Source organism: Herminiimonas sp., from assembly GCF_030655415.1.
In genome coordinates this window covers 165,589-191,016 of the sequence record NZ_JAURVN010000014.1, presented here as the reverse complement: position 1 = coordinate 191,016, position 25,428 = coordinate 165,589, and the positions used below count along the sequence as shown (strand labels likewise).

The following is a 25,428-nucleotide window of genomic DNA, read 5'->3' as shown; positions in this document are numbered from 1 at the left end:
AGCCCCGCATGAAGCGTTTTATTGCAACCCTGGCTTTTCTGTTCGGCGGCATCACAGCCGAGATCACCAAGCCATTAAGCTGTACGCTGATAGCGTCCAGCCAGTTACGCGTGCGCCGTCCTAAGTTAAGATGCAACGATGGAAAATACTGACCACATCCTGATCGTTGATGACGATCGCGAGATCCGCGAATTGCTCGCGACCTATCTCGAAAAAAATGGCATGCGTGCCACGGTTGCCGCCAACGGCCGCCAGATGCGTGCGCTGCTGGAACAGCACAACTTCGACCTTGTGGTACTGGATCTGATGCTGCCCGGCGAAGATGGACTGACGCTCTGCCGCGAACTACGTGCGAGCAAATGGCGGGCTTTACCGGTTCTGATGCTGACAGCGCGTAGCGAAGAAACGGATCGCATCGTCGGACTGGAGATGGGTGCGGATGACTATCTAACCAAACCGTTTGCGGTACGCGAACTGTTTGCACGTATTCGTTCGGTGTTGCGCCGTGCCCGCATGCTGCCGCCTAACCTGCAGCTCCATGAGCCAGATCAGTTCATCTCATTCGGCGACTGGAAGCTCGATACGATCGCTCGCCACTTGCTGGATCGCGACGGCACGATGGTGTCATTGAGTGGCGCTGAGTACCGGTTGCTGCGGGTCTTCCTTGATCATCCGCAACGCGTATTGACGCGCGATCAATTGCTGAATCTCACTCAGAGACGCGACTCCGACCTGTTTGATCGTTCGATTGATTTACTCGTGAGTCGCTTGCGTCAGCGTTTGCTCGATGATGCACGCGAACCGCGCTACATCAAGACCTTGCGCAGCGAAGGATATGTGTTTTCGTCTGCAGTGGACGTGACGGGTGGTCCGGCATGACAAAGCTCCGCCTGGGCTGGCCACGCACCTTGTTCATGCGGTTGACGCTGATACTGTTCGTCGGCCTGGCCGCAGCGCATGCCTTGTCATACTGGCTGATCATCAACGAACGACGCGAAGCGACCACAGGATTGATGCTTGGCTATCTGGAGCAGGATGTCGCCAGCTCCGTCGCGCTGCTCGATCGCCTGCCTGCTGCCGAACGCGCCGAATGGCTGCCAAGACTTGAACGACGCACCTATCGCTTTTCCCTGGGACCGGGCGAAGTTGGTCACGTGCCTGACAGCAAATTATCCAAACGGATAGCGGATTCATTTTTAAAGTCTATCGGCAAACAATACCGCGTCACCGCGAGCGTGGTACCCGGACAGCGTGATCGTGTGCAAGCACACGTAGAACTCAGCGACGGCACGCAGCTCACCATAGACATGCAGCCGGCTGGCTTGCCTGTTTCTGCATGGTTGCCAGTCGTACTGGTATTGCAACTCGCACTGTTGGCGCTGTTCACATGGATAGGTGTGCGACTGATGACGCGACCATTGGCGCAATTTGCAAACGCTGCTGATGGATTTGGCCCGGATCTGAAAACAGACAGGCTATCGGAAAGCGGCCCACTTGAAGTTACTCTGGCCGCACGTGCATTCAACTCCATGCAGGATCGTATCGGTGCTTACATGGCTGAACGAACGCAAATCCTCGCGGCGATTTCTCACGACTTGCAAACACCAATTACGCGCATGCGCATGCGAGCCGACATGATGGATGATGATATCCAGCGTGAAAAAATGAATCGCGATTTGCAGGAAATGGAAGTATTGGTAAGGGATGGCGTGGCCTATGCCCGCACTTTGCATGGCACTGTGGAAGCGCCATGTCGCATCGATCCTGATTCTCTGGTCGACAGTTTGGTCGGCGATTATCTGGATGTCGGGCATGCCATTACTTTAAACGGCAAAGCCAACACCTCATTAGTAACGCGACCTCACGGCCTGCGTCGCATAATCGGCAACCTCATCGACAACGCACTCAAGTATGCGGGTGCGGTGCAACTGTCGATCGCGGCTAATTCAGATGAACTGATCATTCTGATACGCGACAACGGTCCGGGTATTCCAGAAACGGAACTGGACAAAGTATTTGAACCGTTCTATAGATTAGAAGCATCACGTAACCGCGATACCGGTGGCACCGGCTTAGGCTTGGCAATCGCAAGACAACTGGCCTCGACTTTGAATGGCACTCTTAGCTTACGCAATCATCCTGAAGGTGGATTGGAGGCAAGTCTCGCGTTAAGGAACGTCAGCTTATAAGAGACTTCGATGCCGCTTAACAATGCATAGCAATGCGTAAGCTGCATCAAAATCGCGCGACAAGTTCCGCCCTCACCTTGTGCAAGCGCTCCATGCGAGTGCAGAAATAATCGGCTGATTTTCAGTACATATTTTGCAAAAAGCGCGCCACCATTAGCTTGTAAAGAGTTTTGTCCAATTGGCATGGCCTTTGCTATATCCCATCTTGTACACAAGAAGGGATACCAAATGCTCGGATGGACAATTACTGAATGGCAGAACGCTTATCGCACTGGTGCCAAACCTGCGGAACTGCTCGCTGCTCTACTCACCTCACTGCCCTCGCCTGATCCTGCATGGATCTCGATCATTGATCAGGCCGCGCTGAGCGCACGCTTGGCGCAACTCGACGCACAGCTGAAAGCGGCCGGCGGTGATCTGACTCTTTTGCCTTTATATGGTGTACCGTTCGCGGCCAAGGACAATATCGATGTCGCCGGCTTGCCGACGACTGCGGCTTGTCCTGCGTTCGCGTATGCGCCGACCAAGAATGCAACGATCATTCAACGCTTGCTGGATGCTGGCGCGATTGTGATTGGCAAAACCAATCTGGATCAATTCGCCACCGGCCTGGTTGGCGTGCGTTCGCCGTACGGTATTCCAACTAATACGATCAATCCGGAATACGTTTCCGGCGGATCTAGTTCTGGTTCTGCATCTGTCGTTGCGCGTGGCATCGTTCCATTCTCATTAGGCACCGACACTGCTGGTTCAGGTCGTGTGCCAGCTGGTTTGAATAACATCATCGGCCTGAAACCTACCCGCGGCGCTTTCAGCAATACCGGCGTGGTACCAGCTTGTCGCACACTGGATTGCGTATCTGTGTTCGCGACAACCAATGAAGATGCGGTCGCTGTGTATGACGTAGCTGCCGCACTTGATTTGAGCGATGGTTTGTCGCGTGCGATTCCGGCTGAAGCGAAAAGTAAAAGCCTGCCGGCCAAACCTCGCTTCGGTATTCCAGCCAAACCAGAATTTTACGGCGATGCACTTGCAGAGAAAGCATTCTTCGCCGCGATCAAACAACTGGAAGCACAAGGCGCAACGTGCGTCGCTGTAGATTTCTCACTGTTCGATGAAGTGGCAGCACTCTTGTATGACGGCCCGTGGGTCGCCGAACGTTATGCAGCGATCCAGGCATTTGCCACTGCGCATGAAGCGGATATCCATCCTGTCGTGCGCGACATCATTTTCAAGGCGAAGAATTTTTCAGCGGCAGATGCATTTAACGGCATCTACAAACTCGCCGACCTGAAGCGCAAAGCCGATGTGTTGCTTGCGCAATTCGATGCGCTAGTTGTACCAACTGCACCGACGCATTACAAAATTAGCGAGCTCGAAGCCGAGCCGGTAAAACTCAACAGCAACCTCGGCAAGTACACCAACTTCGTCAATCTGCTGGATTGGAGCGCACTCGCCGTGCCGGCCAGCATGCGCGCCGATGGCCTGCCATTCGGCATCACCTTGATTGCCGATGCATGGCAAGAACGCGCGCTCGCCGTGTTCGCTGCGCAATGGCATCAAAGCACAGGTTTGAAGCGCGGCGCGACCGGCTTGGCATTGGCCCCTTCTGCACCAATCGCAACTATTGCTGCATCGGTCGACATGATTCGTGTTGCCGTGGTCGGCGCACATTTGCGCGGCATGCCGCTGAATCATGAACTGACCAGCCGCGATGCGCAATTCGTTCTCAGCACAACCAGCGCTGACAACTATCTGTTGTATGCACTCGCCAATACCAAGCCGCCAAAACCAGGTTTGGTGCGCAGTACTAGCGGCTCGGCCATCAAGCTAGAGCTGTGGGATGTGCCATCGGCAGCTTTCGGTTCCTTCGTTGCTGGCGTCCCTGCACCACTGGGGATCGGCACCGTGACGCTGGCGGACGGCAGCACAGTCAAAGGATTTATTTGCGAACCATCCGGTCTGGATGGCGCACGCGACATCACGGAATTCGGCGGCTGGGCAGCGTATTTGGCCAGCTTGAACACGACTGCAAAACCATAACAAACTGACCCGGGACCAACATGTTCACTACCGTTCTAATTGCAAATCGCGGTGAAATTGCATGCCGTATCGCGCGCACGCTCAAGCTGATGAACATACAGTCGGTTGCCGTATACTCCGACGCCGATCGCAATAGTTTGCACGTCTCGGCAGCCGATGTCGCCGTCTCTCTAGGCGGTCAAACTGCAACAGAAAGCTATCTGCGTGGTGACCTGATCATCGCGGCAGCAAAGCAAACTGGTGCGCAAGCGATCATCCCTGGTTATGGATTTTTGTCCGAGAACGCAGACTTCGCTGCGCAATGCGAAGCGGAAGGCATTGCTTTCGTTGGTCCGACGTCGCAACAGATGGAACAGTTCGGCTTGAAACACGCCGCACGTGAACTAGCTGAACTAGCAAACGTACCGTTGGTACCGGGTTCCGGGTTGCTACCAAGTCTGGCTGCAGCACAAGAAGCTGCAGCCGGCATTGGTTATCCGGTCATGTTGAAAAGCACCGCAGGCGGTGGCGGCATCGGTCTCACACGCTGCAATAGCGAAGCCGAATTGATCGCCGCGTTTGAATCCGTACAGCGTCTCGGCCAGTCATTCTTTTCAAACGCCGGTGTCTTTGTAGAACGCTTCGTCGATAGAGCACGCCATATTGAAGTCCAGATTTTTGGTGATGGTCGCGGTCATGTGATTGCCTTGGGCGAGCGCGATTGTTCGCTGCAACGTCGCAATCAAAAAGTAGTGGAAGAAACGCCCGCACCAGATTTGCCGGAAGCAGTTCGTCGTCAGTTGTGGGCAGCTGCAGAAAGCCTGGGGCGTTCGGTTGGCTATCGTTCGGCCGGTACCGTCGAGTTCATCTACGACAGCGAAAAACAAGCGTTCTATTTCCTCGAAGTGAATACGCGTTTGCAGGTCGAACATGCGATCACCGAAAGCGTGACTGGCATCGATCTGGTTGAATGGATGATCCTGACTGCAGCGGGCAAACCGCCTTCGCTCGATCGTCTGATCGAGCCAGTTGGTGCATCGATAGAAGTACGTATCTACGCCGAAAATCCGCTGCGCAATTTCGCACCAAGTCCTGGCACATTGACGGAAGTTTATTTCCCGCCAAACGCACGCATCGATACCTGGGTAGAAACCGGCACCGAAGTATCAGCCCATTACGATCCAATGATCGCCAAGCTGATCGTGCATGGCAAAGACCGCGTCGCTGCAATCGCCGCCATGTCGCGTGCCTTGAGCGAAACACGCCTGGCCGGCATCTCGACCAATCTCGATTACTTGCGTCAGGTCGTCGCCAGCGCAGGCTTTGCTGCCGGCGAAGTATCGACACGTTATCTGGACAGCTTTAATTACCGCCCGTCTGTGGTGGAAATCATCGACGGCGGCACCTACACCACGGTGCAGGATTATCCAGGCCGCGTCGGTTACTGGGATATCGGCGTGCCGCCATCCGGCCCGATGGATGACTGGGCATTCCGTTTGGCGAATCGCATCGTCGGCAATCATCCGCAAGCCGCAGGCATTGAAACCACCGTACTCGGACCGACCTTGCGCTTCCATTGCGACACCGTCATTGCACTAACCGGCGCACCAACCAAAGCCGACCTCGATGGTGTTGCTGTCGATTTCTGGAAACCAATCGACGTTCGTGCCGGCCAGATCCTGCGCATCGGCAAAGCGATCAGCGGTTGCCGCAGTTACCTCGCCGTACGTAATGGTTTTGATCTGCCTTTGTATCTCGGTAGTCGCGCGACGTTTGCACTGGGTCAGTTCGGCGGTCACGCCGGTCGCACTTTGCGCGCTGCAGATATTTTGCCATTGGCGAATCCATCCTTGCCTGCGTTGGCAGACACTGCGCCGCTGTATGCACCGGCTGCTTTGCCTACATCCATGATTCCAAGCTACGGCAAAACCTGGGACATCGGTGTGTTGTACGGCCCGCATGGCGCGCCAGATTTCTTCACTGCTGAATCGATAGAAACATTCTTCGCCAGCGAATGGGAAGTGCATTACAACTCGAATCGCCTCGGCATACGCTTGAACGGACCGAAACCAACATGGACACGCTCCGACGGTGGCGAAGCTGGCTTGCATCCATCGAATGTGCATGATTGCGAATACGCGATCGGCAGTATCAACTTCACTGGCGACATGCCAGTCATCCTGACACGCGACGGCCCTAGTCTGGGCGGCTTCGTTTGCGCGGCGACGATCGTCAAAGGCGAGTTGTGGAAAGTCGGTCAGGTTAAACCGGGCGACAAGATACGCTTCCGTGAAATGTCTTTTGATGACGCGTTAGTCCTTGAACAGCAACAAGATGCTTTCATCGAAACATGGCAAGGCGTGGTTGCTGAACCAGTTCTTTCATTGACACGCGGCGAGCCGATTCTATTTGAAGCGCCAGCAGCCGATGGCAGACCAAAAACCGTTTTCCGCCAGGCTGGTGATAAATACATCCTCATCGAATACGGCGAAAACGTACTCGATCTGAATCTGCGTTTCCGCATTCATGCCTTGATGGAAGCACTGAAATTGCATCCGAGCGATGGTGTGATTGAGTTGTCGCCAGGTGTACGTTCGCTGCAAGTGCGTTACGACAGCCGCATTATCAGCCAGAAGAAATTGGTTGAATTATTGGTGACGACCGACGGCGCATTGACCGGTATCGAAACGATGCAGGTATCAAGTCGCGTCGTCCATCTGCCGATGGCTTACAACGATTCCGCGACGCTGGATGCAGTCGCCAAATATCGCCAATCTGTGCGTGACACCGCACCGTGGTTACCTAGCAATACCGAATTCATACGCCGCATCAATGGTCTTGAATCCGACGACACAGTGCGCGACACGATTTATCAAAGCAGCTACATGGTGCTTGGTATCGGTGACGTATATCTGGGCGCACCATGCGCAGTGCCGATTGATCCGCGTCATCGCATGCTGACGTCTAAGTACAACCCGGCCCGCACTTACACGGCTGAAGGCACGGTCGGTATTGGCGGCGTCTACATGTGTATCTACGGTATGGATTCCCCGGGCGGTTACCAACTGGTCGGCCGCACGCTGCCGATCTGGAACAAGTTCATGAAGAACGCGATGTTCGTCGACAACAAGCCGTGGCTGTTGCGCTTCTTCGATCAAGTGCGCTTCTATCCAGTGACAGAAGAAGAACTTACAACGTTGCGCAATGACTTCCGCGAAGGACGTTGCAATGTCTTGATCGAAGAAGAAATTTTCGACCTAGGCAAGTACAACGAATTCCTCGCACGCATCGAGCCAGAGATGGTCGATTTCCGCGCCAAGCAAAAAGCTGCCTTCGATACCGAAATCGCGCATTGGGCCAGCGAAGGCTTTAACGCCGGCTCACATGAAGTTGAAAAAAATGCCATCGATGTGACCGAGCTGACCGGCTCGGTTGTATCGGCCGACATCACAGGAAATGTGTGGAAGCTAGTCGCCGAGGCCGGTAGCAAGGTCAAGGCTGGCGATCCATTGCTGATTCTGGAAGCCATGAAAATGGAATTCCATATCGCAGCGCCGCATGACGGCATCGTAAAAGCGTTCCATTGTCAGCCCGGCATGATGATCAACGCCGGCGATCCGCTGGTCTCGATCGAATAATTTAAACGAATACGTCAGTTGAACAAGCAAGCTTCTTAACTGGAACCATCATGCTCGATTTGAAAGCGCCGCCCTCTTCCGGAAGAAATGCGAACAATCTGGCGATCCAGATTTATACGCAACTGAAAGCGGATATCTTCGATTTCCGTTTGCTACCTAGCGATAAATTCAGTGAAGGCGATATCGCAACCCGCATGCAAGTCAGTCGTACTCCTGTACGGCAAGCCTTGTTCTGGTTGCAGCGTGAAGGCTACGTTGATGTGAATTTTCGCAGTGGCTGGCAAGTGCGCGCCTTTGACTTCAAGTACTTCGAAGACTTGTACGAAATCCGCATCATGATGGAAACCAATGCCATCGCCAAACTGGTGGAACTAGACCTCACCGAGCGCCTAGCTACCTTGCGCGAAATCTGGCTGATTCCGGAAGAAGAATATCTGACAGACCCGACCACCGTAGCCGCACTGGATGAAGCCTTCCACGCACGACTCGTTTCTGCCGTCGGCAATGATGAAATGGTCCGCATCCATCAAGACGTCACCGAGCGCATACGCATCATTCGCCGCCTCGACTTCACCAAAGCGCCGCGCATCGAAGCGACCTATCGCGAACATGCAGAAATTCTGAAAAAGATTTTCGACAAGGATGTTGCCGGCGCACAAAAAATGATTTGCGGTCACATTGCCGAAAGCCAGGCCGAAGTGAAGCGCATCACATTGTTCATGTTACAGACCGCACGTGAACGTTATGGCAGTCGGGAGGAAGCATGATTATTTTCCGTGTTTGCATCAATTGTCTGCAGGTGTTTAACGAACAATTGCATGGCCTGAAATTTGCTGTTGTTTGAACAAGAAATTTCGTAGGGATTTGAGTTGGAAACTGAATTAAAGATTTGAATCAGAAGTTTGTTTTCTTGTTGCTGTTGTCCGTGCTGTTTTCTGTGTTGTTGCATTGTTTATTTCTTTGTCTTCGGTATTGATTTTCTTCATTCACTTTAGGAGCTCACCAAAATGTCACGTCGCACACTATTAAAAGCAACAGCGTTAGGCGCATTTGCATTCTGCGCATCATCCTGGCTCCCGGCTGCATTTGCTGCGGATACGATCAAGGTCGGCATTTTGCATTCCTTGTCGGGCACGATGGCCATTTCCGAAACTTCGCTCAAAGACGTCGCACTGATGACGATCGAAGAGATCAATGCCAATGGCGGCGTGATGGGTAAAAAACTGGAACCAGTGATCGTCGATCCAGCATCGAACTGGCCATTGTTTGCAGAGAAAGCACGTCAACTGATTTCGCAAGACAAGGTATCGGTCGTGTTCGGTTGCTGGACTTCGGTTTCGCGCAAATCAGTTTTACCGGTCTTCAAGGAACTCAACAGCCTGCTGTTCTATCCTGTGCAATATGAAGGTGAAGAACTCGAGAAAAACGTGTTCTACACTGGTGCAGCACCGAATCAGCAAGCGATTCCTGCAACTGAATACCTGATGTCGAAAGAAGGCGGCGGCGCCAAGCGTTTCGTCCTGCTCGGCACCGATTATGTCTATCCACGTACTACCAACAAAATCCTGCGCTCATTCCTGAATAGCAAAGGCGTCAAAGACAGCGACATCAGCGAAGTCTATACACCGTTCGGTCACTCCGATTATCAAACCATCGTTGCCAACATCAAAAAGTTTGCAGCCGGCGGCAAGACAGCGGTGATCTCGACCATCAATGGCGATTCCAACGTACCGTTTTACAAAGAGCTCGGTAATGCAGGCTTGAAAGCAACCGACGTCCCTGTCGTTGCATTCTCGGTCGGTGAAGAAGAACTGCGCGGCGTGGATACCAAACCATTGGTTGGTCATCTGGCTGCATGGAACTACTTTGAATCCGTCAAGAATCCTGTGAACGCTGCCTTCATCAAAAAATGGAAAGCCTATGCAGTCGCGAAGAAATTACCTAACGCGAACACAGTCGTGACCAACGATCCGATGGAAGCAACTTACGTTGGTTTGTACATGTGGAAACAGGCTGTAGAAAAAGCCAAGTCCACCGATACCGACAAAGTCATCGCAGCAATGGCTGGCCAAACCTTCAAGGCTCCATCCGGCTACACGTTGACCATGGACGCAACCAATCATCACTTGCACAAGCCAGTCATGATCGGCGAAATCAAGGCTGACGGTCAGTTCAACGTTGTCAACAAAACCAAAACCACCATCCGCGCCCAACCTTGGAGCCCATACATCCCGGGCAACGAAGGCAAGCAAAAGATGTAAGCAGCAGGTTTGAAAAGTAAATTGATATAGCAAGAAACGTGGCAATGCGCCGGATCAAGTATCGATCCGGCGCAGATGTCCGACAGATTAGAGAAGCAGATTTCCAGTTTCACCCGCAAGACTTTCCACATGTTTTGCCGGCTATTGAAAAGACCATGAAACTTCTTCCAAAATTATTTGCAGTCGTGTTGTTAGCCGCTTGCGTACATGCGCAGGCTGCGATCGACGCGACTTTGCTCAAGCCTCTCGCAGGCGACGATCCTGACGCACGCATAGCAGCGGTCATTCAAATTGCAGCGCTGGTCGACGACGATGCGCGCAAGATATTGACTGCGCTCGATACCGATACCTTGTACGCGACGCCGGCCGGCGACGTGCTGATCATCGAAGACACCGATGCCTACAATCCTGCGACAGGCAAGACCGCGCCAGCACCCGATGATGCAGAAGGTATCAGCGTCAACAATCGTTTGCGCGGTGTAGTGCAAGCGGCATTGTCCGGCTTGAAATTGTTTTCCGACGATCGCAATGCTCGCAAGATCGCAGCGAATGAATTACTCAAAGGTGCCGATCCGGCACAAATTCCCCTGATCAACAAGGCGCTGGAAAAAGAAAAAGACGAAGAGATCAAGCAGATCCTGTTGCAAGTCGTCGCCACTGCCAACCTGCAATCGCCCGATGCCGATCAGCGCCGCGCTGCGGTCAAAACATTGGCGAGCACCACCAACGCCAACCTGAAGTCGGTGCTGGAACAAATGCTGGTGAAAAATCCTGACGGCACTTACAACGAGCCTAGCGAAGCAGTTCGCATCGAAGTCGTGCGCACGCTGACCGCATTGAATCGTCATCTGACAATTACCGAATTCGTCGGCAAACTGTTCTACGGTATCTCTCTAGGCAGCGTCTTGTTGTTGGCAGCCTTGGGACTGGCCATCACCTTCGGCTTGTTGGGCATCATCTACATGGCGCATGGCGAGATGTTGATGATAGGCGCCTATACAACCTATTTATGCCAACTGCTGTTCCGCAACTATTTCCCCGGCGCCATCGATGCATATCTTCTTGTGGCATTGCCAGCCGCGTTCATCGTGACTGGTTTGGTCGGCATTATGCTGGAACGACTCGTCATACGCTGGTTGTATGGTCGTCCACTGGAAACCTTGTTGTGTACCTGGGGTATCAGCTTGATGTTGATGCAAACCGTGCGGACTATTTTCGGTGCGCAAAACGTCGAAGTCGCGAATCCGTCCTGGATGTCGGGCGGCGTCACGGTGCTTGGATCTTTGGTGCTGTCTTATAACCGCATCGTGATTATTTTCTTCGCATTGTTTGTCGTACTGGCTGTGTGGCTCATCCTCAATAAAACGCGACTCGGCTTGTTTGTCCGTGCAGTCACGCAGAATCGCCGCATGGCAGATTGCGTCGGCGTATCGACCGGCAAAATAGACATGATGACTTTCGGACTTGGTTGCGGTATCGCCGGACTGGGTGGCGTCGCACTGTCGCAGCTAGGCAATGTCGGTCCCGATCTTGGTCAGGGTTACATCGTTGATTCATTTATGGTGGTGGTGCTCGGCGGCGTAGGCAATTTGGCGGGTACCGTGATTGCCGCATTCGGCCTGGGCGAAGTGAATAAATTTCTGGAACCTGTCGCCGGTGCAGTAATGGCAAAAATCGCCATTCTCGTCTTCATCATCATCTTTATTCAGAAGCGCCCGCAAGGCCTGTTTGCGCTGAAAGGCAGGAGCGTCGAATGAGTACCTCGAATCCAAACGCCCCTTTGAGTTTGGCCGCAAAACCAGCCCTCTTCTCTCGTCCAGCCTGGATAGGGATTGTGTTTTGCGCAGTCGTTCTTGCAGCATTACCTTTATTGAATCTGATCTTCCCTGACGGTCATGCGCTGCATATTTCCAGCTACACGATTGCGCTGATCGGCAAGTTCATGTGTTACGCGATGGCGGCACTGGCGCTTGATCTGGTGTGGGGTTACACCGGCATTTTGTCGCTGGGTCACGGTGTGTTCTTCGCGCTAGGTGGCTATGCGCATGGCATGTATTTGATGCGTTCCATTGGACGCGATGGCGTGTACCAAAGCAATTTGCCGGACTTCATGGTGTTCCTGAACTGGAAGGAATATCCATGGTACTGGTGGATGACGGAGCACTTCTGGTTCGCGATGCTGCTGGTGGTTTTGGTGCCTGGCATTTTGGCTTTTGTCTTCGGCTACTTCGCTTTCCGCTCGCGCATCAAGGGTGTGTATTTTTCGATCATCACGCAAGCCATGACCTTCGCATTCATGTTGCTGTTCTTCCGCAACGACACTGGATTCGGCGGCAATAATGGCTTCACCGATTTCAAACGCATACTCGGATTTACGATCACAGATCCATCGACCAAGGCTGCGCTATATATGGTGACATTGCTCTTTTTGCTGGGCGCTCTATTCCTGTGCCGCGCTATCGTTACTTCAAAACTCGGTCGTGTATTACAAGGTGTGCGCGATTCCGAATCGCGTCTGATGTTCATCGGCTACAACCCTTTGTGGTTTAAGCTTTTCGTCTGGACTTTGTCGGCGGTGTTGTGCGGTATCGCCGGTGCCTTGTACGTGCCGCAAGTCGGCATCATCAATCCGTCCGAAATGTCGCCAGCCAACTCAATTGAAATGGTGATCTGGGCTGCGGTCGGTGGTCGCGGTTCCTTGATCGGCCCGATCATTGGGGCTTTCACCGTCAACGGTTTAAAGAGCTGGTTCACTGCCGCTTTCCCTGACCTGTGGTTGTTTGCATTGGGTCTGATTTTCATCCTGGTCACGCTGTTCATGCCACAAGGCATTCTGGGCCTGGCGAAGAAATTCAAGAAGCGTGCTAAAACCGAGGAGGCAGCATGAGCAACATCAACAAGGTCATGCGACCTATCGATCACTCCGGTCACATGATCGAAGACAACGAGCTAGGCGAAGGCGATGTTAGCTACGGCCGCATCAAGCCGGAAGGCGTAGATACCGCACACGGTGCGATTCTGTATCTGGAGGACATCACTGTTTCCTTCGATGGCTTCAAGGCGATCAACAAGTTGAATCTGGATATTTCGGTCGGCGAACTGCGCTGCATCATCGGCCCGAACGGCGCTGGAAAAACCACGATGATGGATGTCATCACCGGCAAGACGCGCCCTACTTCCGGCACCGTCTTTTTCGGTCAGAGTATCGACCTGACCAAGATGACGGAATACGAAATTGCCCATGCCGGCATAGGCCGTAAGTTTCAGCGTCCGACCGTATTCGAGCAACACACCGTCTTCGAAAATCTTGAGCTCGCGATGAAGATGGACAAACGCGTCAAGACAACTTTGTTTGCGCGTTTGAATTCCGAACAGATAGGCAAGATCGAAGAAATCCTGAAGTTGATCCGCCTGAACGGCAGCGAACATAGACCTGCTGGCCTGCTATCTCATGGACAAAAACAATGGCTGGAAATCGGCATGCTCTTGATGCAAGAGCCGCAATTATTGCTTCTGGATGAACCAGTCGCCGGTATGTCCGACGCAGAAACCGCACGCACCGCAGAACTATTGAACGAATTACGCGGCAAGCATTCGATCATGGTGGTTGAACACGATATGGGCTTCGTCGAAGAGATTTCGCAAGGCGGCAAAGTCACCGTGCTGCACGAAGGTTCGGTACTCGCACAAGGAACCATGCAGCAGGTGCAAGCGGATGAACGCGTGATTGAAGTGTATCTGGGACGATAGGAAAATCATGCTGCAAGTCGATCAACTAAATCAATATTACGGCGCAGCGCATACTTTGCGTGGCGTCTCGCTGTCACTGGAAAAAGGCAAATGCCTGACGCTCTTGGGCCGCAACGGTGTGGGTAAAACCACTCTACTGAAATGCCTGATGGGCGTCTTGCCAACCGCCGCCGGCAATGTATCGCTGGAAGGCCGCGACATCACCAAGCTGAAACCGCATCAACGCGCACAACTCGGCATCGCTTATGTGCCGCAAGGTCGCGAAATTTTTGCACGCCTGACGGTTGAAGAAAATCTGTTGATGGGGATGGCAACCAAATCCGGTCGCAAGGCTTCGACGATACGTGGCGAAGTATATGAACTGTTCCCGGTTTTAAAAGAAATGCTGCATAGACGTGGCGGCGATTTATCCGGCGGTCAGCAACAACAATTGGCGATTGCACGTGCGCTACTGGCAGATCCGAAACTGATCATTCTGGATGAACCTACAGAAGGCATACAACCATCCATCATCAAAGATATCGGCCGCGTTATCAGCTTGTTACGCGAGCGCGGCGATATCGGGATTTTATTGTGCGAACAGTATTTCGATTTCGCACGTGAGCTGGCCGATAACTTTATCGTGATGTCGCGCGGCGAAGTGGTCGCATCCGGCACCGCAGATCAAATGGATGACGAAAGTGTGAAGCGACATCTGGCCGTATAAAAAGCTATCTTATAAAAAAGCCGTGGAAGAGATCACTCTCTTCCACGGCTTTTTAAATTTATACAGATTTGTTTACACTCAAGCAGACAACCACAACATTCCAAACATGACGGAAAGCAACGCAGCCACTTTGCCAAATTTGATCGCGCGATGCGGTGCGTAGGTTAGCAGTAACACCAGCAACAATGCACCGGCAGTCATGATCCCGAGACAGAGCACTGCGCCTACCGTCCAACCTTGCAGCTTGACGCTGACGGCAAAGGTAGCGAGCAAGCCCAGCGTGCCCAGCAAACGACATTGATTGCGCGTGCGTTGATCCGGCTCTTTGCCGCGGCCGTGGATATCCGAATAATGCCTATCCATGCCTATGCTCAGCGCGGTCCAACCTGCATAGGCGAAGGCCAGTCCAGAGATCACACCAAATGCGGTCATGTTGCCTCCCGCAGCGACGAGTGGTCGCCATCTTTGTGTTTGATTTCAATCGCCTTGTCTTTCGCGTTCAACTTAAGCGCGACTTTTTTCGGTGCCAGTCTTTTCGCTGCATAGATCAACAGCAGACCAAAGCCAAGCACGAAAAAATCGAAACCAGCAACCGCGACTGGGCCTTTACCCTGGAACAGGGTAACGCCCAAATGTGAATTGGTCGTAAAGACATTCAATACCGGGATCAACGCAAACAAGACGCCGCCAACGAACAATTGGAATTGCCACATGCGACGATTTGGACGAATGTGCGCAAGGATGGCGGCGATGCCCCATGCAATAAAGAACCAGCTGATTTCCGCTTCAGTACGTTTTTCAATACCGACTTCGATCAAGCGATTCGCCCAGAAATAACTTGCCAGTGCAATCGGCAAACCGGCAATCGCGCCTATGTTCAAGCCATCGACCAGACGCAAACCGAAGCCGATGCGCCCTCCTTTGGCCAGCGCTTTGGCATAACCCTGGCGCGTTTTGACTGCCCATAACAAGGCACCAGTGGCGACCATTGCACAGCCGGCAAAGCCGCACAGGAAGAACAAGGTGCGCAACAATGGATTGGCAAAATCAGCAACGTGCAAACCGTACAGCACGCCTCGAGTTTCTGCAGCGCCGCTGGCCTCATCACCCATGGTTGAAATCAGGTTGCCGCTGACGCCGTCGAACTGCATGGACTGACGCAGGTTCGACAGCTTGGTTTCACCACCACGTGTGATCTGGATCGTTGCATTCGCATCGCCAGGATTGTTGATAGTGAGACGGCCAACTTGTCCGCCATTCCAGTGTTTTTCTGCTTGTGCCATCAATGGCTCAAGCGCCACTAATGGTGCTGCTTCACGCGCCGGCTTTTTAACTTCGGCCTGACGGAAGGACTCAGCAAGGAAGGTTTTCTCATCCCCGTTGTAGGCGACTTGCGCACCAAACGGCATGTACATAAACATCAATGTCACAAGACCGGAATACGTAATCATCAAGTGATACGGCAATGCCAGAACCGCGACTGCGTTATGCGCATCCAGCCATGACCGTTGTCCCTTCTTCGGACGGAAGGTGAAGAAGTCCTTGAAAATACGTTTGTGCGTAATCACGCCACTGACAATCGCCACCAGCATGAACATCGCGCAGAAGCCAATAATCCAGCGTGCCCATTTCGCCGGCATGTAATGCAAGTCGTAATGCAGACGATAGATAAAGTCGCCACCGCGTGTTTCGCGCACTTCTGCAAGACGTTCGCCGGTCGCCGGATTAAGCTGTGCGTTATTGAATTTGCCGCGGCCTTTTTCACCTTTAACCGGTGGGCTGGTCCAGCCAACAGTCAGAGCCGGATTGCGCTCGTTTGGCATCGTGATAAACCAGCGCGGTGACTTGGCACCTTCTTTTTCCAACATGCGGACTGCGTTTTGTGCCGCCACCGCATTCGATACTGGCGTCAGTGCAGCAGCATGCAACTCCGGTTTCATCCACAGCGAAATCTCATCGCGGAAGTACGACGCAGTACCAGCAGTGAACACCAAAAATAATACCCAGCACACCAGCAAACCTGACCAAGTGTGCATCCATGCCATAGACTGGCGAAATCCTTCTTTCATGCTGCACTCCGAAGCAACCACAATCCCAAGCCCATCACTACTGTGGGCACGCCTATGCCGAGCCAGGCTCGCAACGCATCGCGCGCTGCAAAAACCCAAATCGCCGCACAGGTATAAACGGTAAACGACAACAAGGTGGCCGTCATGACCGCGTCTACACGCGGCAAAGGCAACACCAGTGACAACACGGCAGTTGATGCTGCCGCTAATGCATATCCGCCAACAATGGCGGCAATCGCCCGTGAAGCGACACCCAGGCGATACCGCACATCTTCATTCAGTTTCATCACTCTTGAACCACTCATTTTGCTTGTTCGTCGCTTGTGTATTTTTGATGCTTATTTGTTTGGCGTAGCCGCTGGGCCCGCTGGTACTGGCTTGATGCCTTTCGCTTGCGCCAGTGACAAAGTCGTCACGAAGCTGGCGACATCGTATGGTTTGCCGTCGCGCTCACCAGCTGTTTTGTCTGTGTGATGCACTTCGAGAATGTAAGTACCTTGCCATGGCAGATCGAATTTAACTGCGCCCTGGTCATCGGAAGTTGCTTCCTTGCTCCAGCCCGATTGCACGACGATGCCGACTTTTGCTTTTGGCAATGGTTGGCCTTTGTAGTAGACCTTGAACTCACCTGGTTTGCCGCTAGGAACCAGATCCAATGTCAACTTTGGTGCTTGTACTGTATCTGAAGTAACGAGACGCGCCGCTGGAGTCCAGATGCTGCGGACCACGGTTTCGCCGGTTTTCTTTTCGAAGCCTGGATAGTTTGCTTCTTCAGCGGTGATGCTTTCGTTCTTGCCTGCGCGTGCAGACAATACAAATGAGCCAGCTTCTTTGTTCAGCGTCAAAGCTTGATCGCCTTTTGCGCCTGACAAGATCGCGCTTGGCTTGACGAATTTGTCCAGCAGGCCTGGCGATGCTTCACGCAGGTTTTCGCCGAATTCACCAAAGTACAGATTCGCCGCTTTCGACGTTTGCTCCAACCAGATTTGATGCGCGTTTGCTGCGCCGGTGAACATCAATGCGGATACCAAAGGCAACAGGACTAAACGTAATTTCATCGCGGACTTCCTTCTCTGTGTGAATGGAAAAATCGGGGTGCCATTAACGCTGCAACAAAGCCGCAAACGCCAATGAGAATAATTATCGTTAGCATTTTAATGAGAAATGGCAACTTCAGCAACCAATAGATGAAGCTTTACAAATGCACCACTCAGGGAAATTTGCTAGAAAAATGCAGAGGGAGAAAAATAATAAGAAATTGCCAAGACTAAATTGATGCGTAGAGAAAATAGGCGAGGAAAAACATGCCCCGCTCGCCTATTGCACATCACTATTTGGTCAAGTTTGAAGCAGATAAAACGAGGAGCAACAATAATTGCCCCTCGTTTAAGGAGAAGCAGATTTAGCGCGCAGCTGAATGCGATTCGAACAAGGGAATGCCGCGTGCATTCTTGTATTGCATGTCTTCCAGAAAAGCGGCCGGTCCGTAACCCACCGTCTCGCCACGCTGCTCATAGAAAAACGGACGATTCGTTTGACGGCTGAAGTTCATCATCCAATCCAGTTCGGAAACCGTCAGGTCACGCCCTGCGTTTGCCAAACGATAAGCCGGCTGTCCGCGCCAAGTCGTTTTGACGATAATGACGCCGAGTTTGGTTGGCTTGAAAGAATCAGGAAACGGACTTTCCGGATCGACCCAACCGCATTCAAACTGGCGGCACGGTGATTCTGGACGTGTTTCATAAATCGTGCAGCCGCCATCTTGTACAAAATGGCAACGCACTCCTGGCCGCATTTCATGTCCGTAGATAGTTGATTTCAACCAGCCGTCGCAGCACGCCGTGCAATCGCCACATTCACGGTGGACATTGCTGGCGCGCGCCGGAGGACGCACTGGTGCAATCTGGATGACCTGACCGCAGCATTTTTTATACTTATTGCCGCTGCCGCAAGGGCAAGGATCATTTCTACTCGGCTTCAATTCTGGAACTGCCTTTCACGCACTGGCGGGACGATTGCAAAAAATCTCTAAGACGCTCGCCTCTGGTTGGACGCGACAATTGCGATCCGTTTTGACAATGCTGCGAACTATAAATTAGCTATAGCAAAACGGAATTCGGCTAGCCCCAGATTATGCCATTCCCCCGCCATTACTGCGCGTGCTCCTGCATTATTGCCGCATGACTGTTGTTACTTCCAGAATGCCAGACGTGATATCCACGAATCAGCACCATGAACACGCTCATCCGCTTCTTCATCGCGTCGGTGCGCGAGTTGATAAAGCACAGGCAGAACAAGCAAGGTCAGCAGCGTTGACGACAGGATGCCGCCTATCACAACGGTCGCTAATGGCCGCTGCACTTCCGCGCCTGTTCCGGTCGCCAATGCCATAGGCAAAAAACCCAACGATGCAACCAAGGCCGTCATCAACACTGGCCGCAAGCGCGTCAATGCTCCTTCGTGAATTGCGACATCGAGTGAGCGCCCTTCTTCCCGCAGACTGCGTATGAAAGAAATCATCACCAGCCCATTCAGCACCGCAACACCTGACAACGCGATGAATCCAACCCCGGCAGAAATCGACAAGGGAATATCGCGCAACCACAGCGCTGCAATCCCGCCAGTCAATGCGAACGGCACGCCGGTGAAAACCAGCAAGCCATCCTTCAGGTTGCCAAACATCGCAAACAGCAGCAGAAAAACTAGCAGCAATGCCAGAGGCACGACGATTTTCAAACGTTCTGTTGCGGACTGCAGTTGTTCAAACGTGCCGCCCCAATTGATCCAGTAACCGGTCGGTATCTTGACCATCTGTTGTACTTTTTGCTGCGCCTCGGTGACGAAAGAACCGATGTCGCGCCCTCTTACATTGGCGGTGACAATCACCAGACGCTTGCCGTTTTCGCGACTGATCTGATTCGGACCTGGCGCCAATGTCAGCGTGGCGACGTCGCCGAGTTGTGTGTAAGCGGCGGCATTCGATCCAACGCCATTAGCTGCAGGTAAGCGGATGGGAATTTTCTTGATGGCTTCTATATCGTTACGCAGAATTTCCGGCAAGCGCACGATGATGTCGAAGCGCCTATCGCCTTCAAACAGAACACCGGCTTCACGCCCGCCGACTGCGATAGCTAGAGCTTCCTGCACTTCGCTGACATTGACACCCAAGCGCGCGACTCTTTCTCTATCGATCTTAACAGTAAGCATCGGCAAGCCGGTGGTTTGCTCGACTTTTACGTCGGCCACACCGGATACGCCGGACAGCACATCGGAGATTTGATCGGCCGTGACATTCATCGCATCCATATCGTCGCCGAATACTTTGACCGCAACGTCGCTGCGCACACCCGAGATCAATTCATTGAAGCGCATTTGTATCGGCTGCGTGAATTCGTAATTGTTGCCTGGGACTTTGGCCACCGCGTCCTGCATCGCGGCGACAAGTTCTGCTTTGCTGCGCTTCGGTTTTGGCCATTCCGATTCCGGCTTGAGGATGACGAAGGTATCTGCCACATTCGGCGGCATCGGATCTGTGGCGATTTCCGCCGTACCGAGTTTCGCAAAAACGCGACTAACTTCAGGAAAATTCCTGATGTTACGTTCCAGTTCAGTTTGCATTTCTATCGCCTGCGTCAAACTGGTTCCAGGTATTCGCAAGGCATGCAAAGCGATATCTCCCTCATTCAGGCTGGGGATAAATTCACTGCCCATGCGCGTCATCAGCAAACCGCTCAATACGATGACAACACCGACAATAGTCAGCACCAGTGGCTTGCTGATCATCGCCCAATTCAACATCGGTTCGTAACGACGCTTGGACCACGCCATCAGGCGATTTTCTTTTTCGCTGACGTTGTCGCCGATCAGCAAGGCAACTGCAGCAGGAATAAACGTCAGCGACAGTATCATCGCGCCTATCAACGCAATCACCACCGTGAAGGCCATAGGGTGGAACATTTTTCCTTCTACGCCGGAAAGCGCGAAGATAGGCAGGTACACCACCATGATGATCAACTGACCGAAGATCAACGGCCTACGCGCTTCCTTCGAAGCAGCGAACACTTCATGAAACCGCTCAGTGCGCGTCAATGCACGTCCGGCAAGTGCACGTGCATGCGCCAAACGTCGTATGCAGTTTTCAACAATCACCACTGCGCCATCGATAATGATGCCGAAATCCAGCGCGCCCAGACTCATCAGATTGGCACTGACTTTATTGCTGACCATGCCGGTAAAAGTGAACAACATTGCCAATGGAATCACCATCGCGGTGATAATCGCTGCACGAATATTGCCGAGGAATAGAAACAGAATCGCAATCACCAGCAGCGCGCCTTCGATCAAATTCTTTTTGACGGTCGCGATCGCTTTATCGACCAGCACGGTTCTGTCGTACACCGTGTCGGCGATGATGCCGTTCGGCAGGCTGCGATTGATCTCTTGCATTTTCTTGTGGACGGCGGCTGATACGGCGCGGCTGTTTTCACCGATCAGCATGAATACCGTTCCGAGCACGACCTCTTTGCCATTCTCGGTCGCAGCACCCGTGCGTAGCTCACTGCCAATCACAACATCAGCGACATCGCGTATCCGCAAAGGTACGCCCTGGCGAGTGCTGATCACAATGTTGCCGATATCTTCGATGTTCGCCACTTGTCCCGGTGCGCGTATCAAATATTGCTCGCCGCGCTTCTCGATATAGCCAGCGCCGACATTGCTGTTGTTGCGCTCTAGCGCGTTGATCAAGTCGTCCAGCGACAGACCATGCGCGATCAATTTTTCCGGGAAAGGTGCAACCTGGAATTCCTTGGCATTGCCACCTATCGTATTGATCTCGGTTACACCCGGCACATTGCGTAATTGCGGCTTGATGATCCAGTCTTGAATTTCGCGCAGATCGGTAGGCGTGTAAGGCTTGCCGTCCGTTTTCAACGCACCTGGTTTAGCTTCAACTGTCCACATGTAAATTTCACCGAGGCCGGTAGAAATCGGCCCCATGCTGGGTGCAAGACCGGACGGCAATTTTTCTTTGGCTTCCTGTATGCGTTCGTTGACGAGCTGCCGCGCAAAATAAATATTGGTGCCTTCCTTGAAAATCACAGTGACCTGCGACAAGCCGTAACGCGATATCGATCGGGTCTGCTCCAGAAACGGCAGGCCTGCCATCACCGTTTCAATTGGAAACGTAATGCGCTGCTCTGATTCCAGCGGCGAATAACCGGGCGCGCTGGTGTTGACCTGCACCTGCACATTGGTGATGTCAGGCACTGCATCGATAGGCAGCTTTTGATAGTTATAGATACCGAGCGCCGCCATGCCGGCAGTCATCAACATGATCAGCCAGCGCTGTTCTATCGCAAAACGAATAATTTTCTCAAACATGTTTTTTCCTCAATCCATGGCAAAGCAAATGCGAGGCAAATAACGCATGCCACGCAAGGCTGGATCTAGCGCATACGCTAGCTCCGCGACGATCATTTTTTTCATGACGATCGCCTTAATGGTCGTGGCTGGCACTGGCCTTGCCAAGTTCTGCCTTGATGAGAAAACTATTGGTGCCGGCATATTTTTCGCCGGCATTCAATCCCTTGAGTACTTCAACAAACTTGCCATCGCTGCGTCCGAGTTCCAAAGGACGCGCTTCCAGCTGTTGGTCATAGCGACCAAATACGACGCTCCAGTCGCGTACTGTTTGAATTGCATCGGCCGATACGGCAACCGGTACGTCAACTTCGCCAGCGACCAAATCCACATTGACCGGTAAGCCAGGACGCCAAATTCCTTTTGGATTGGCCAGCACCAATCGCGCCTTGGCGCTGCGTGTTTGTTCGCCGACCAATGCACCGATATACGAAACTGTTCCTGCATCTTGTGCATCGAAAGCACTGGATTTGACTGTGCCTTTTTGTCCGGTTTTCAAGACATTGATGTCCTCGGCACGCACAGTCAGATCGACCCATACGGTAGACAAATCCGAGATGACGAAGATGTTGGCGTCTTCTTTGGTAACCGAGCCGATAGAGATGCGCTTGTCGGTAATCACGCCATCGATAGGCGAGCGGATTTCATATTGCGTCAGGTTGGAAGATGCTGGTGACGCACCCAATGCGGCGAGTTTTTGCTGTGCACTCTGCGCCATGATTTGCGCTTCCTGCATGGCGGCGCGAGCTTGCAGATAATCCTGTTCGGCAGAAATTTTTTCTTCCCACAGCATTTTTTCGCGCTCGTAAGTTGTACGCGCCAAGGCCAAGCGTTTTTGTGCAGACAATAATTCACTGCGTTGATCCGACAGTGACGGGCTTGAAATAACAGCGAGTACCTGACCTTTGCGAACCTGATCACCGGCATTCGCACGCACCGATTCCACAATGCCGGCCAGACGCGGCACGACATACACAGTGCGATCGTCATTCAAACGAATTTCACCTATCAATTGCAGACTGCTTTGGATACGCGCCGGGCCAGCAGTCAGTATCTGCACGCTATTCTGTTTCAACTGTTCGTCGCTCATCGCTACCCTTGCCTCTTCTTGCGAGTAAGAGAATTGATAAGGTTTGTCGTCGTACTTTGCATTGATGTTGACAGTGAACGAATGCGGTTCTTCAACGACCGCATTGCCTTTCAGGTAATCACCTGTTTTTACAAAAGTGAATACCTGCGGTGGACGACCCAGACGACCCAAAGTGATGCTGACTTGGCTGGCACTTGGATCAAGCTGCTTGCCGTTTTTGTACGCGTACAACCGAAATTCAGGCTCCACACCTTGTTCAAAAATAGTGACTTCAACAGCGTAATCATCTTTGCTAAACAACTTGCCACCGTGCGGTCCCTTTTTTACTTCGGGTTCTGCATGACCTTTTTCATCGGTGTGATCTTTTGTTTCGGCATGTCCATGCTCGTCGCCTTCGGACTTGCTTTTACCTGTACCAAGAATCAAGCCGCCCAACAACAGGCCGACGACGATGACAATAATAATGATGGTGCTTTGTTTTTTAGGTGCTTGAAATTTCATCATGGCCTCTGCTTACTTGATGGCGGAAAACGGTTCGCCCAGCAGACGATCTATCGCAGCGGCGGCGCGATAGGTTTCAGCGAGGGAACGTAAATATTGGGATTCGGCTTGGAAAAAAGTTCGCTGTGCATCGAGCACTTCGAGAAAACTGAACTTACCTAATTCAAAGCCTTTGCTGCTGGCTTCGTAGTTGCGTTTCGCTCCTGGCAGGATTTCGTTTTTGATCAGTTGCGTTTCCATGCGCGCGATACTCAAGCGACCATGTGCGTCGCCGAGCTCCATGTTCAAATTGACTTCCGTCGCCAGCAACTCATCACGCGCTTTATCCGTTCGACGTAATGCTTCCAGCACATTGCCTTGATTGCGATCGAATACAGGCAATGGAATCGACACGCCAATTACGGCCTGATTGCGCCCCATCTGTTCATCACGTTTGGCACCGAGGCTGAGCATCACGTCGGGAGTTTGGCGTGAGCGTTCGACTTGAGCCATTGCCGCCCTACGCTCCACTTCGATTTTTGCGCGCTGTAAAACAGGCGAATGTTGCAGACGTTCAGTCAACTCAGGCAGCGGTATTAGTGCCGGCAGTTCTGCATGCGGATCTTCGACACGTTCGAAGCGAGGATGGCTGCTGCCCCAGGTCGCAGCCAATTTGCGTCGCGCCGATTCCAGCTCATTATTGGCTTGCGCAAGTTCGATACGCACGCCGGATTCAGCGACGCGTGCACGTGTTTCTTCTACTGGCGAAATCTTCCCGGCGATGACACGTCTGGATGCTCCCAGCGTGGCACGTTGCGCCAGCTCAAAAGATGCTTGCGCAAGGCGATGCCGCTCTTGCGCAATCACGACATCGTAGAAAGCGGCAATCACAGTGGCCCGTATATCGGCTTGTTTTCCCTTTAGCTCCATCAGCGCAAAATCACGTCCACGTTCCGCTGCGGTAATACGCGCACCACGCTTGCCACCTAATTCGATGGCCTGATTGATTTGTACGGTCGTCGTTCGCGTTTCGCGTTTAGTGTCTTCAATCAGGGTTTCCAACTCTGGATTCGGAATCAGACCTGCTTGCTGCACCGTGCCTGCAGTCGCCTCGACTTCACGACGTGCGATGGCAATTTCCGGATTGGCGTTGAACGCCAAATCCAATGCGGCCGCAAGTGTTAGAGACGCTAAAGCGCCCTGCTCCGCGTGAGTTTGCGTAGCGGTAGCTGCATACGAAGATGGGGAAGCGATATTCTGCGCGCAAACCGGAATTGCTATGGATGCCGACATTAAAAACGGCAATAAGACCTTGTGCATCGATTTCCTCTTGATCTTGTAAAACGAACAGACAAAGGGGATCCGACGACCTGCGCTAGAAACTACATGGTAAGTAGAGAAAAAATAGAACGAGCGGGCGTCGGATCAGGAAGCGACGACTGCCCATTTGGGACGTTCAGGTCGTGCGGGACGACTTGAAGCAAGCAAGGGATTACCGGTGGTGAGTGCTGGTGCACTAAGAATGTCTAACGCCAAGCTTGACGCTGGAATGGTCAGGATAGCGATACCGCCAAGATGACAAGAAGTGCAATCGCCATCCACCGCAGCGGCTGATTTTGAAACATCCGATTTGATTTCTTCTGCACTGGCGATATGCTTATGCTCATGATGGCCAAAGTGCACCGTCTTTGGATTGCTTTCATGCTCGCAATAGGCTGCAGCCGCTGCCCAGCTAAGCTGGAGCGGTACAACTATCAACATGAGAATGATCAGCAGACGTTTCATAAGTGTTTGGGATTTTA

The 25,428-nt window shown here is 52.6% G+C and carries 20 protein-coding genes; 11 read left to right on the top strand and 9 right to left on the bottom strand.

Translation table 11 applies throughout. The annotated features are described in order from the left end of the window. Positions 1-8: 8 nt before the first annotated feature. The 11 genes from Q7T66_RS09975 (at position 9) to urtE (ending at position 14,566) form a co-directional block, all read left to right on the top strand. Complete coding sequence (locus Q7T66_RS09975) at positions 9-152, top strand: hypothetical protein (protein WP_304933181.1); 144 nt, start codon at positions 9-11, stop codon at positions 150-152. Next, entirely contained in the window at positions 139-879 is a 741-nt protein-coding gene (locus tag Q7T66_RS09970; RefSeq protein ID WP_304933180.1) for a response regulator, read from the top strand. Before Q7T66_RS09975 ends, Q7T66_RS09970 begins: the two co-directional genes overlap by 14 nt. Next, entirely contained in the window at positions 876-2,189 is a 1,314-nt protein-coding gene (locus Q7T66_RS09965) for an ATP-binding protein (protein WP_304933179.1), read from the top strand. Before Q7T66_RS09970 ends, Q7T66_RS09965 begins: the two co-directional genes overlap by 4 nt. Positions 2,190-2,417: 228 nt before the next feature. Beyond that, positions 2,418-4,232, top strand: a complete 1,815-nt coding sequence (atzF, locus tag Q7T66_RS09960; RefSeq protein ID WP_304933178.1) for an allophanate hydrolase — start codon at positions 2,418-2,420, stop codon at positions 4,230-4,232. Between the two features lie 20 nt (positions 4,233-4,252). Then, positions 4,253-7,849, top strand: a complete 3,597-nt coding sequence (gene uca / locus Q7T66_RS09955; protein WP_304933177.1) for an urea carboxylase — start codon at positions 4,253-4,255, stop codon at positions 7,847-7,849. Between the two features lie 50 nt (positions 7,850-7,899). Beyond that, positions 7,900-8,616, top strand: coding sequence for a GntR family transcriptional regulator (locus Q7T66_RS09950; RefSeq protein ID WP_304933176.1), 717 nt, complete (start codon positions 7,900-7,902; stop codon positions 8,614-8,616). 240 nt (positions 8,617-8,856) lie between these two features. Then, positions 8,857-10,110 carry an urea ABC transporter substrate-binding protein gene (gene urtA, locus Q7T66_RS09945; RefSeq protein ID WP_304933175.1) on the top strand — a complete coding sequence of 418 codons (1,254 nt, stop codon included), beginning with the start codon at positions 8,857-8,859 and terminating at the stop codon, positions 10,108-10,110. Between the two features lie 155 nt (positions 10,111-10,265). Next, a complete protein-coding gene (gene urtB / locus Q7T66_RS09940; RefSeq protein ID WP_304933174.1) occupies positions 10,266-11,867 on the top strand; it encodes an urea ABC transporter permease subunit UrtB in 1,602 nt (533 codons plus the stop codon). Beyond that, the gene (gene urtC, locus Q7T66_RS09935) at positions 11,864-12,997 is read left to right on the top strand and encodes an urea ABC transporter permease subunit UrtC (RefSeq protein ID WP_304933173.1); all 1,134 of its coding nucleotides are present in this window, start codon (positions 11,864-11,866) and stop codon (positions 12,995-12,997) included. Before urtB ends, urtC begins: the two co-directional genes overlap by 4 nt. A gap of 44 nt (positions 12,998-13,041) precedes the next feature. Continuing rightward, positions 13,042-13,860 carry an urea ABC transporter ATP-binding protein UrtD gene (gene urtD / locus Q7T66_RS09930; RefSeq protein ID WP_304933751.1) on the top strand — a complete coding sequence of 273 codons (819 nt, stop codon included), beginning with the start codon at positions 13,042-13,044 and terminating at the stop codon, positions 13,858-13,860. Between the two features lie 7 nt (positions 13,861-13,867). After that, the gene (urtE, locus tag Q7T66_RS09925) at positions 13,868-14,566 is read left to right on the top strand and encodes an urea ABC transporter ATP-binding subunit UrtE (RefSeq protein ID WP_304933172.1); all 699 of its coding nucleotides are present in this window, start codon (positions 13,868-13,870) and stop codon (positions 14,564-14,566) included. A 78-nt stretch (positions 14,567-14,644) separates the two neighbouring features. On the opposite strand, the gene Q7T66_RS09920 is transcribed toward urtE, so the two are convergent. The 9 genes from Q7T66_RS09920 to czcI all read right to left on the bottom strand — a co-directional run bounded on the left by Q7T66_RS09920 (position 14,645) and on the right by czcI (position 25,411). Continuing rightward, the gene (locus Q7T66_RS09920; protein ID WP_304933171.1) at positions 14,645-14,998 is read right to left on the bottom strand and encodes a DUF3325 domain-containing protein; all 354 of its coding nucleotides are present in this window, start codon (positions 14,996-14,998) and stop codon (positions 14,645-14,647) included. Further along, positions 14,995-16,635: a PepSY domain-containing protein gene (locus tag Q7T66_RS09915; RefSeq protein ID WP_304933170.1), complete on the bottom strand. Its 1,641-nt coding sequence runs from the start codon at positions 16,633-16,635 to the stop codon at positions 14,995-14,997. Before Q7T66_RS09915 ends, Q7T66_RS09920 begins: the two co-directional genes overlap by 4 nt. Then, entirely contained in the window at positions 16,632-16,940 is a 309-nt protein-coding gene (locus tag Q7T66_RS09910) for a DUF3649 domain-containing protein (protein WP_304933169.1), read from the bottom strand. Before Q7T66_RS09910 ends, Q7T66_RS09915 begins: the two co-directional genes overlap by 4 nt. 33 nt (positions 16,941-16,973) lie before the next feature. Then, complete coding sequence (locus Q7T66_RS09905) at positions 16,974-17,693, bottom strand: DUF4198 domain-containing protein (RefSeq protein WP_304933168.1); 720 nt, start codon at positions 17,691-17,693, stop codon at positions 16,974-16,976. 344 nt (positions 17,694-18,037) lie between these two features. Further along, on the bottom strand, positions 18,038-18,616 hold the full coding sequence (locus Q7T66_RS09900) for an SEC-C metal-binding domain-containing protein (RefSeq protein ID WP_304933167.1): 579 nt from the start codon (positions 18,614-18,616) through the stop codon (positions 18,038-18,040). A gap of 209 nt (positions 18,617-18,825) precedes the next feature. Further along, on the bottom strand, positions 18,826-22,017 hold the full coding sequence (locus Q7T66_RS09895) for an efflux RND transporter permease subunit (RefSeq protein WP_304933166.1): 3,192 nt from the start codon (positions 22,015-22,017) through the stop codon (positions 18,826-18,828). A 115-nt stretch (positions 22,018-22,132) separates the two neighbouring features. Then, positions 22,133-23,647: an efflux RND transporter periplasmic adaptor subunit gene (locus Q7T66_RS09890; protein ID WP_304933750.1), complete on the bottom strand. Its 1,515-nt coding sequence runs from the start codon at positions 23,645-23,647 to the stop codon at positions 22,133-22,135. 12 nt (positions 23,648-23,659) lie between these two features. Then, the gene (locus Q7T66_RS09885; RefSeq protein ID WP_304933165.1) at positions 23,660-24,946 is read right to left on the bottom strand and encodes a TolC family protein; all 1,287 of its coding nucleotides are present in this window, start codon (positions 24,944-24,946) and stop codon (positions 23,660-23,662) included. A 105-nt stretch (positions 24,947-25,051) separates the two neighbouring features. Continuing rightward, complete coding sequence (gene czcI, locus Q7T66_RS09880) at positions 25,052-25,411, bottom strand: cation efflux protein, CzcI family (RefSeq protein ID WP_304933164.1); 360 nt, start codon at positions 25,409-25,411, stop codon at positions 25,052-25,054. Between the last annotated feature and the right edge of the window lie 17 nt (positions 25,412-25,428).

Coding starts and splice junctions, on each gene's coding strand:
- Q7T66_RS09975 (WP_304933181.1), top strand. CDS start 9: ATGAAGCGTTTTATTGCAACCCTGGCTTTTCTGTTCGGCGGCATCACA.
- Q7T66_RS09970 (WP_304933180.1), top strand. CDS start 139: ATGGAAAATACTGACCACATCCTGATCGTTGATGACGATCGCGAGATC.
- Q7T66_RS09965 (WP_304933179.1), top strand. CDS start 876: ATGACAAAGCTCCGCCTGGGCTGGCCACGCACCTTGTTCATGCGGTTG.
- atzF (WP_304933178.1), top strand. CDS start 2,418: ATGCTCGGATGGACAATTACTGAATGGCAGAACGCTTATCGCACTGGT.
- uca (WP_304933177.1), top strand. CDS start 4,253: ATGTTCACTACCGTTCTAATTGCAAATCGCGGTGAAATTGCATGCCGT.
- Q7T66_RS09950 (WP_304933176.1), top strand. CDS start 7,900: ATGCTCGATTTGAAAGCGCCGCCCTCTTCCGGAAGAAATGCGAACAAT.
- urtA (WP_304933175.1), top strand. CDS start 8,857: ATGTCACGTCGCACACTATTAAAAGCAACAGCGTTAGGCGCATTTGCA.
- urtB (WP_304933174.1), top strand. CDS start 10,266: ATGAAACTTCTTCCAAAATTATTTGCAGTCGTGTTGTTAGCCGCTTGC.
- urtC (WP_304933173.1), top strand. CDS start 11,864: ATGAGTACCTCGAATCCAAACGCCCCTTTGAGTTTGGCCGCAAAACCA.
- urtD (WP_304933751.1), top strand. CDS start 13,042: ATGATCGAAGACAACGAGCTAGGCGAAGGCGATGTTAGCTACGGCCGC.
- urtE (WP_304933172.1), top strand. CDS start 13,868: ATGCTGCAAGTCGATCAACTAAATCAATATTACGGCGCAGCGCATACT.
- Q7T66_RS09920 (WP_304933171.1), bottom strand. CDS start 14,998: ATGACCGCATTTGGTGTGATCTCTGGACTGGCCTTCGCCTATGCAGGT.
- Q7T66_RS09915 (WP_304933170.1), bottom strand. CDS start 16,635: ATGAAAGAAGGATTTCGCCAGTCTATGGCATGGATGCACACTTGGTCA.
- Q7T66_RS09910 (WP_304933169.1), bottom strand. CDS start 16,940: ATGAGTGGTTCAAGAGTGATGAAACTGAATGAAGATGTGCGGTATCGC.
- Q7T66_RS09905 (WP_304933168.1), bottom strand. CDS start 17,693: ATGAAATTACGTTTAGTCCTGTTGCCTTTGGTATCCGCATTGATGTTC.
- Q7T66_RS09895 (WP_304933166.1), bottom strand. CDS start 22,017: ATGTTTGAGAAAATTATTCGTTTTGCGATAGAACAGCGCTGGCTGATC.
- Q7T66_RS09890 (WP_304933750.1), bottom strand. CDS start 23,647: ATGAAATTTCAAGCACCTAAAAAACAAAGCACCATCATTATTATTGTC.
- Q7T66_RS09885 (WP_304933165.1), bottom strand. CDS start 24,946: ATGCACAAGGTCTTATTGCCGTTTTTAATGTCGGCATCCATAGCAATT.
- czcI (WP_304933164.1), bottom strand. CDS start 25,411: ATGAAACGTCTGCTGATCATTCTCATGTTGATAGTTGTACCGCTCCAG.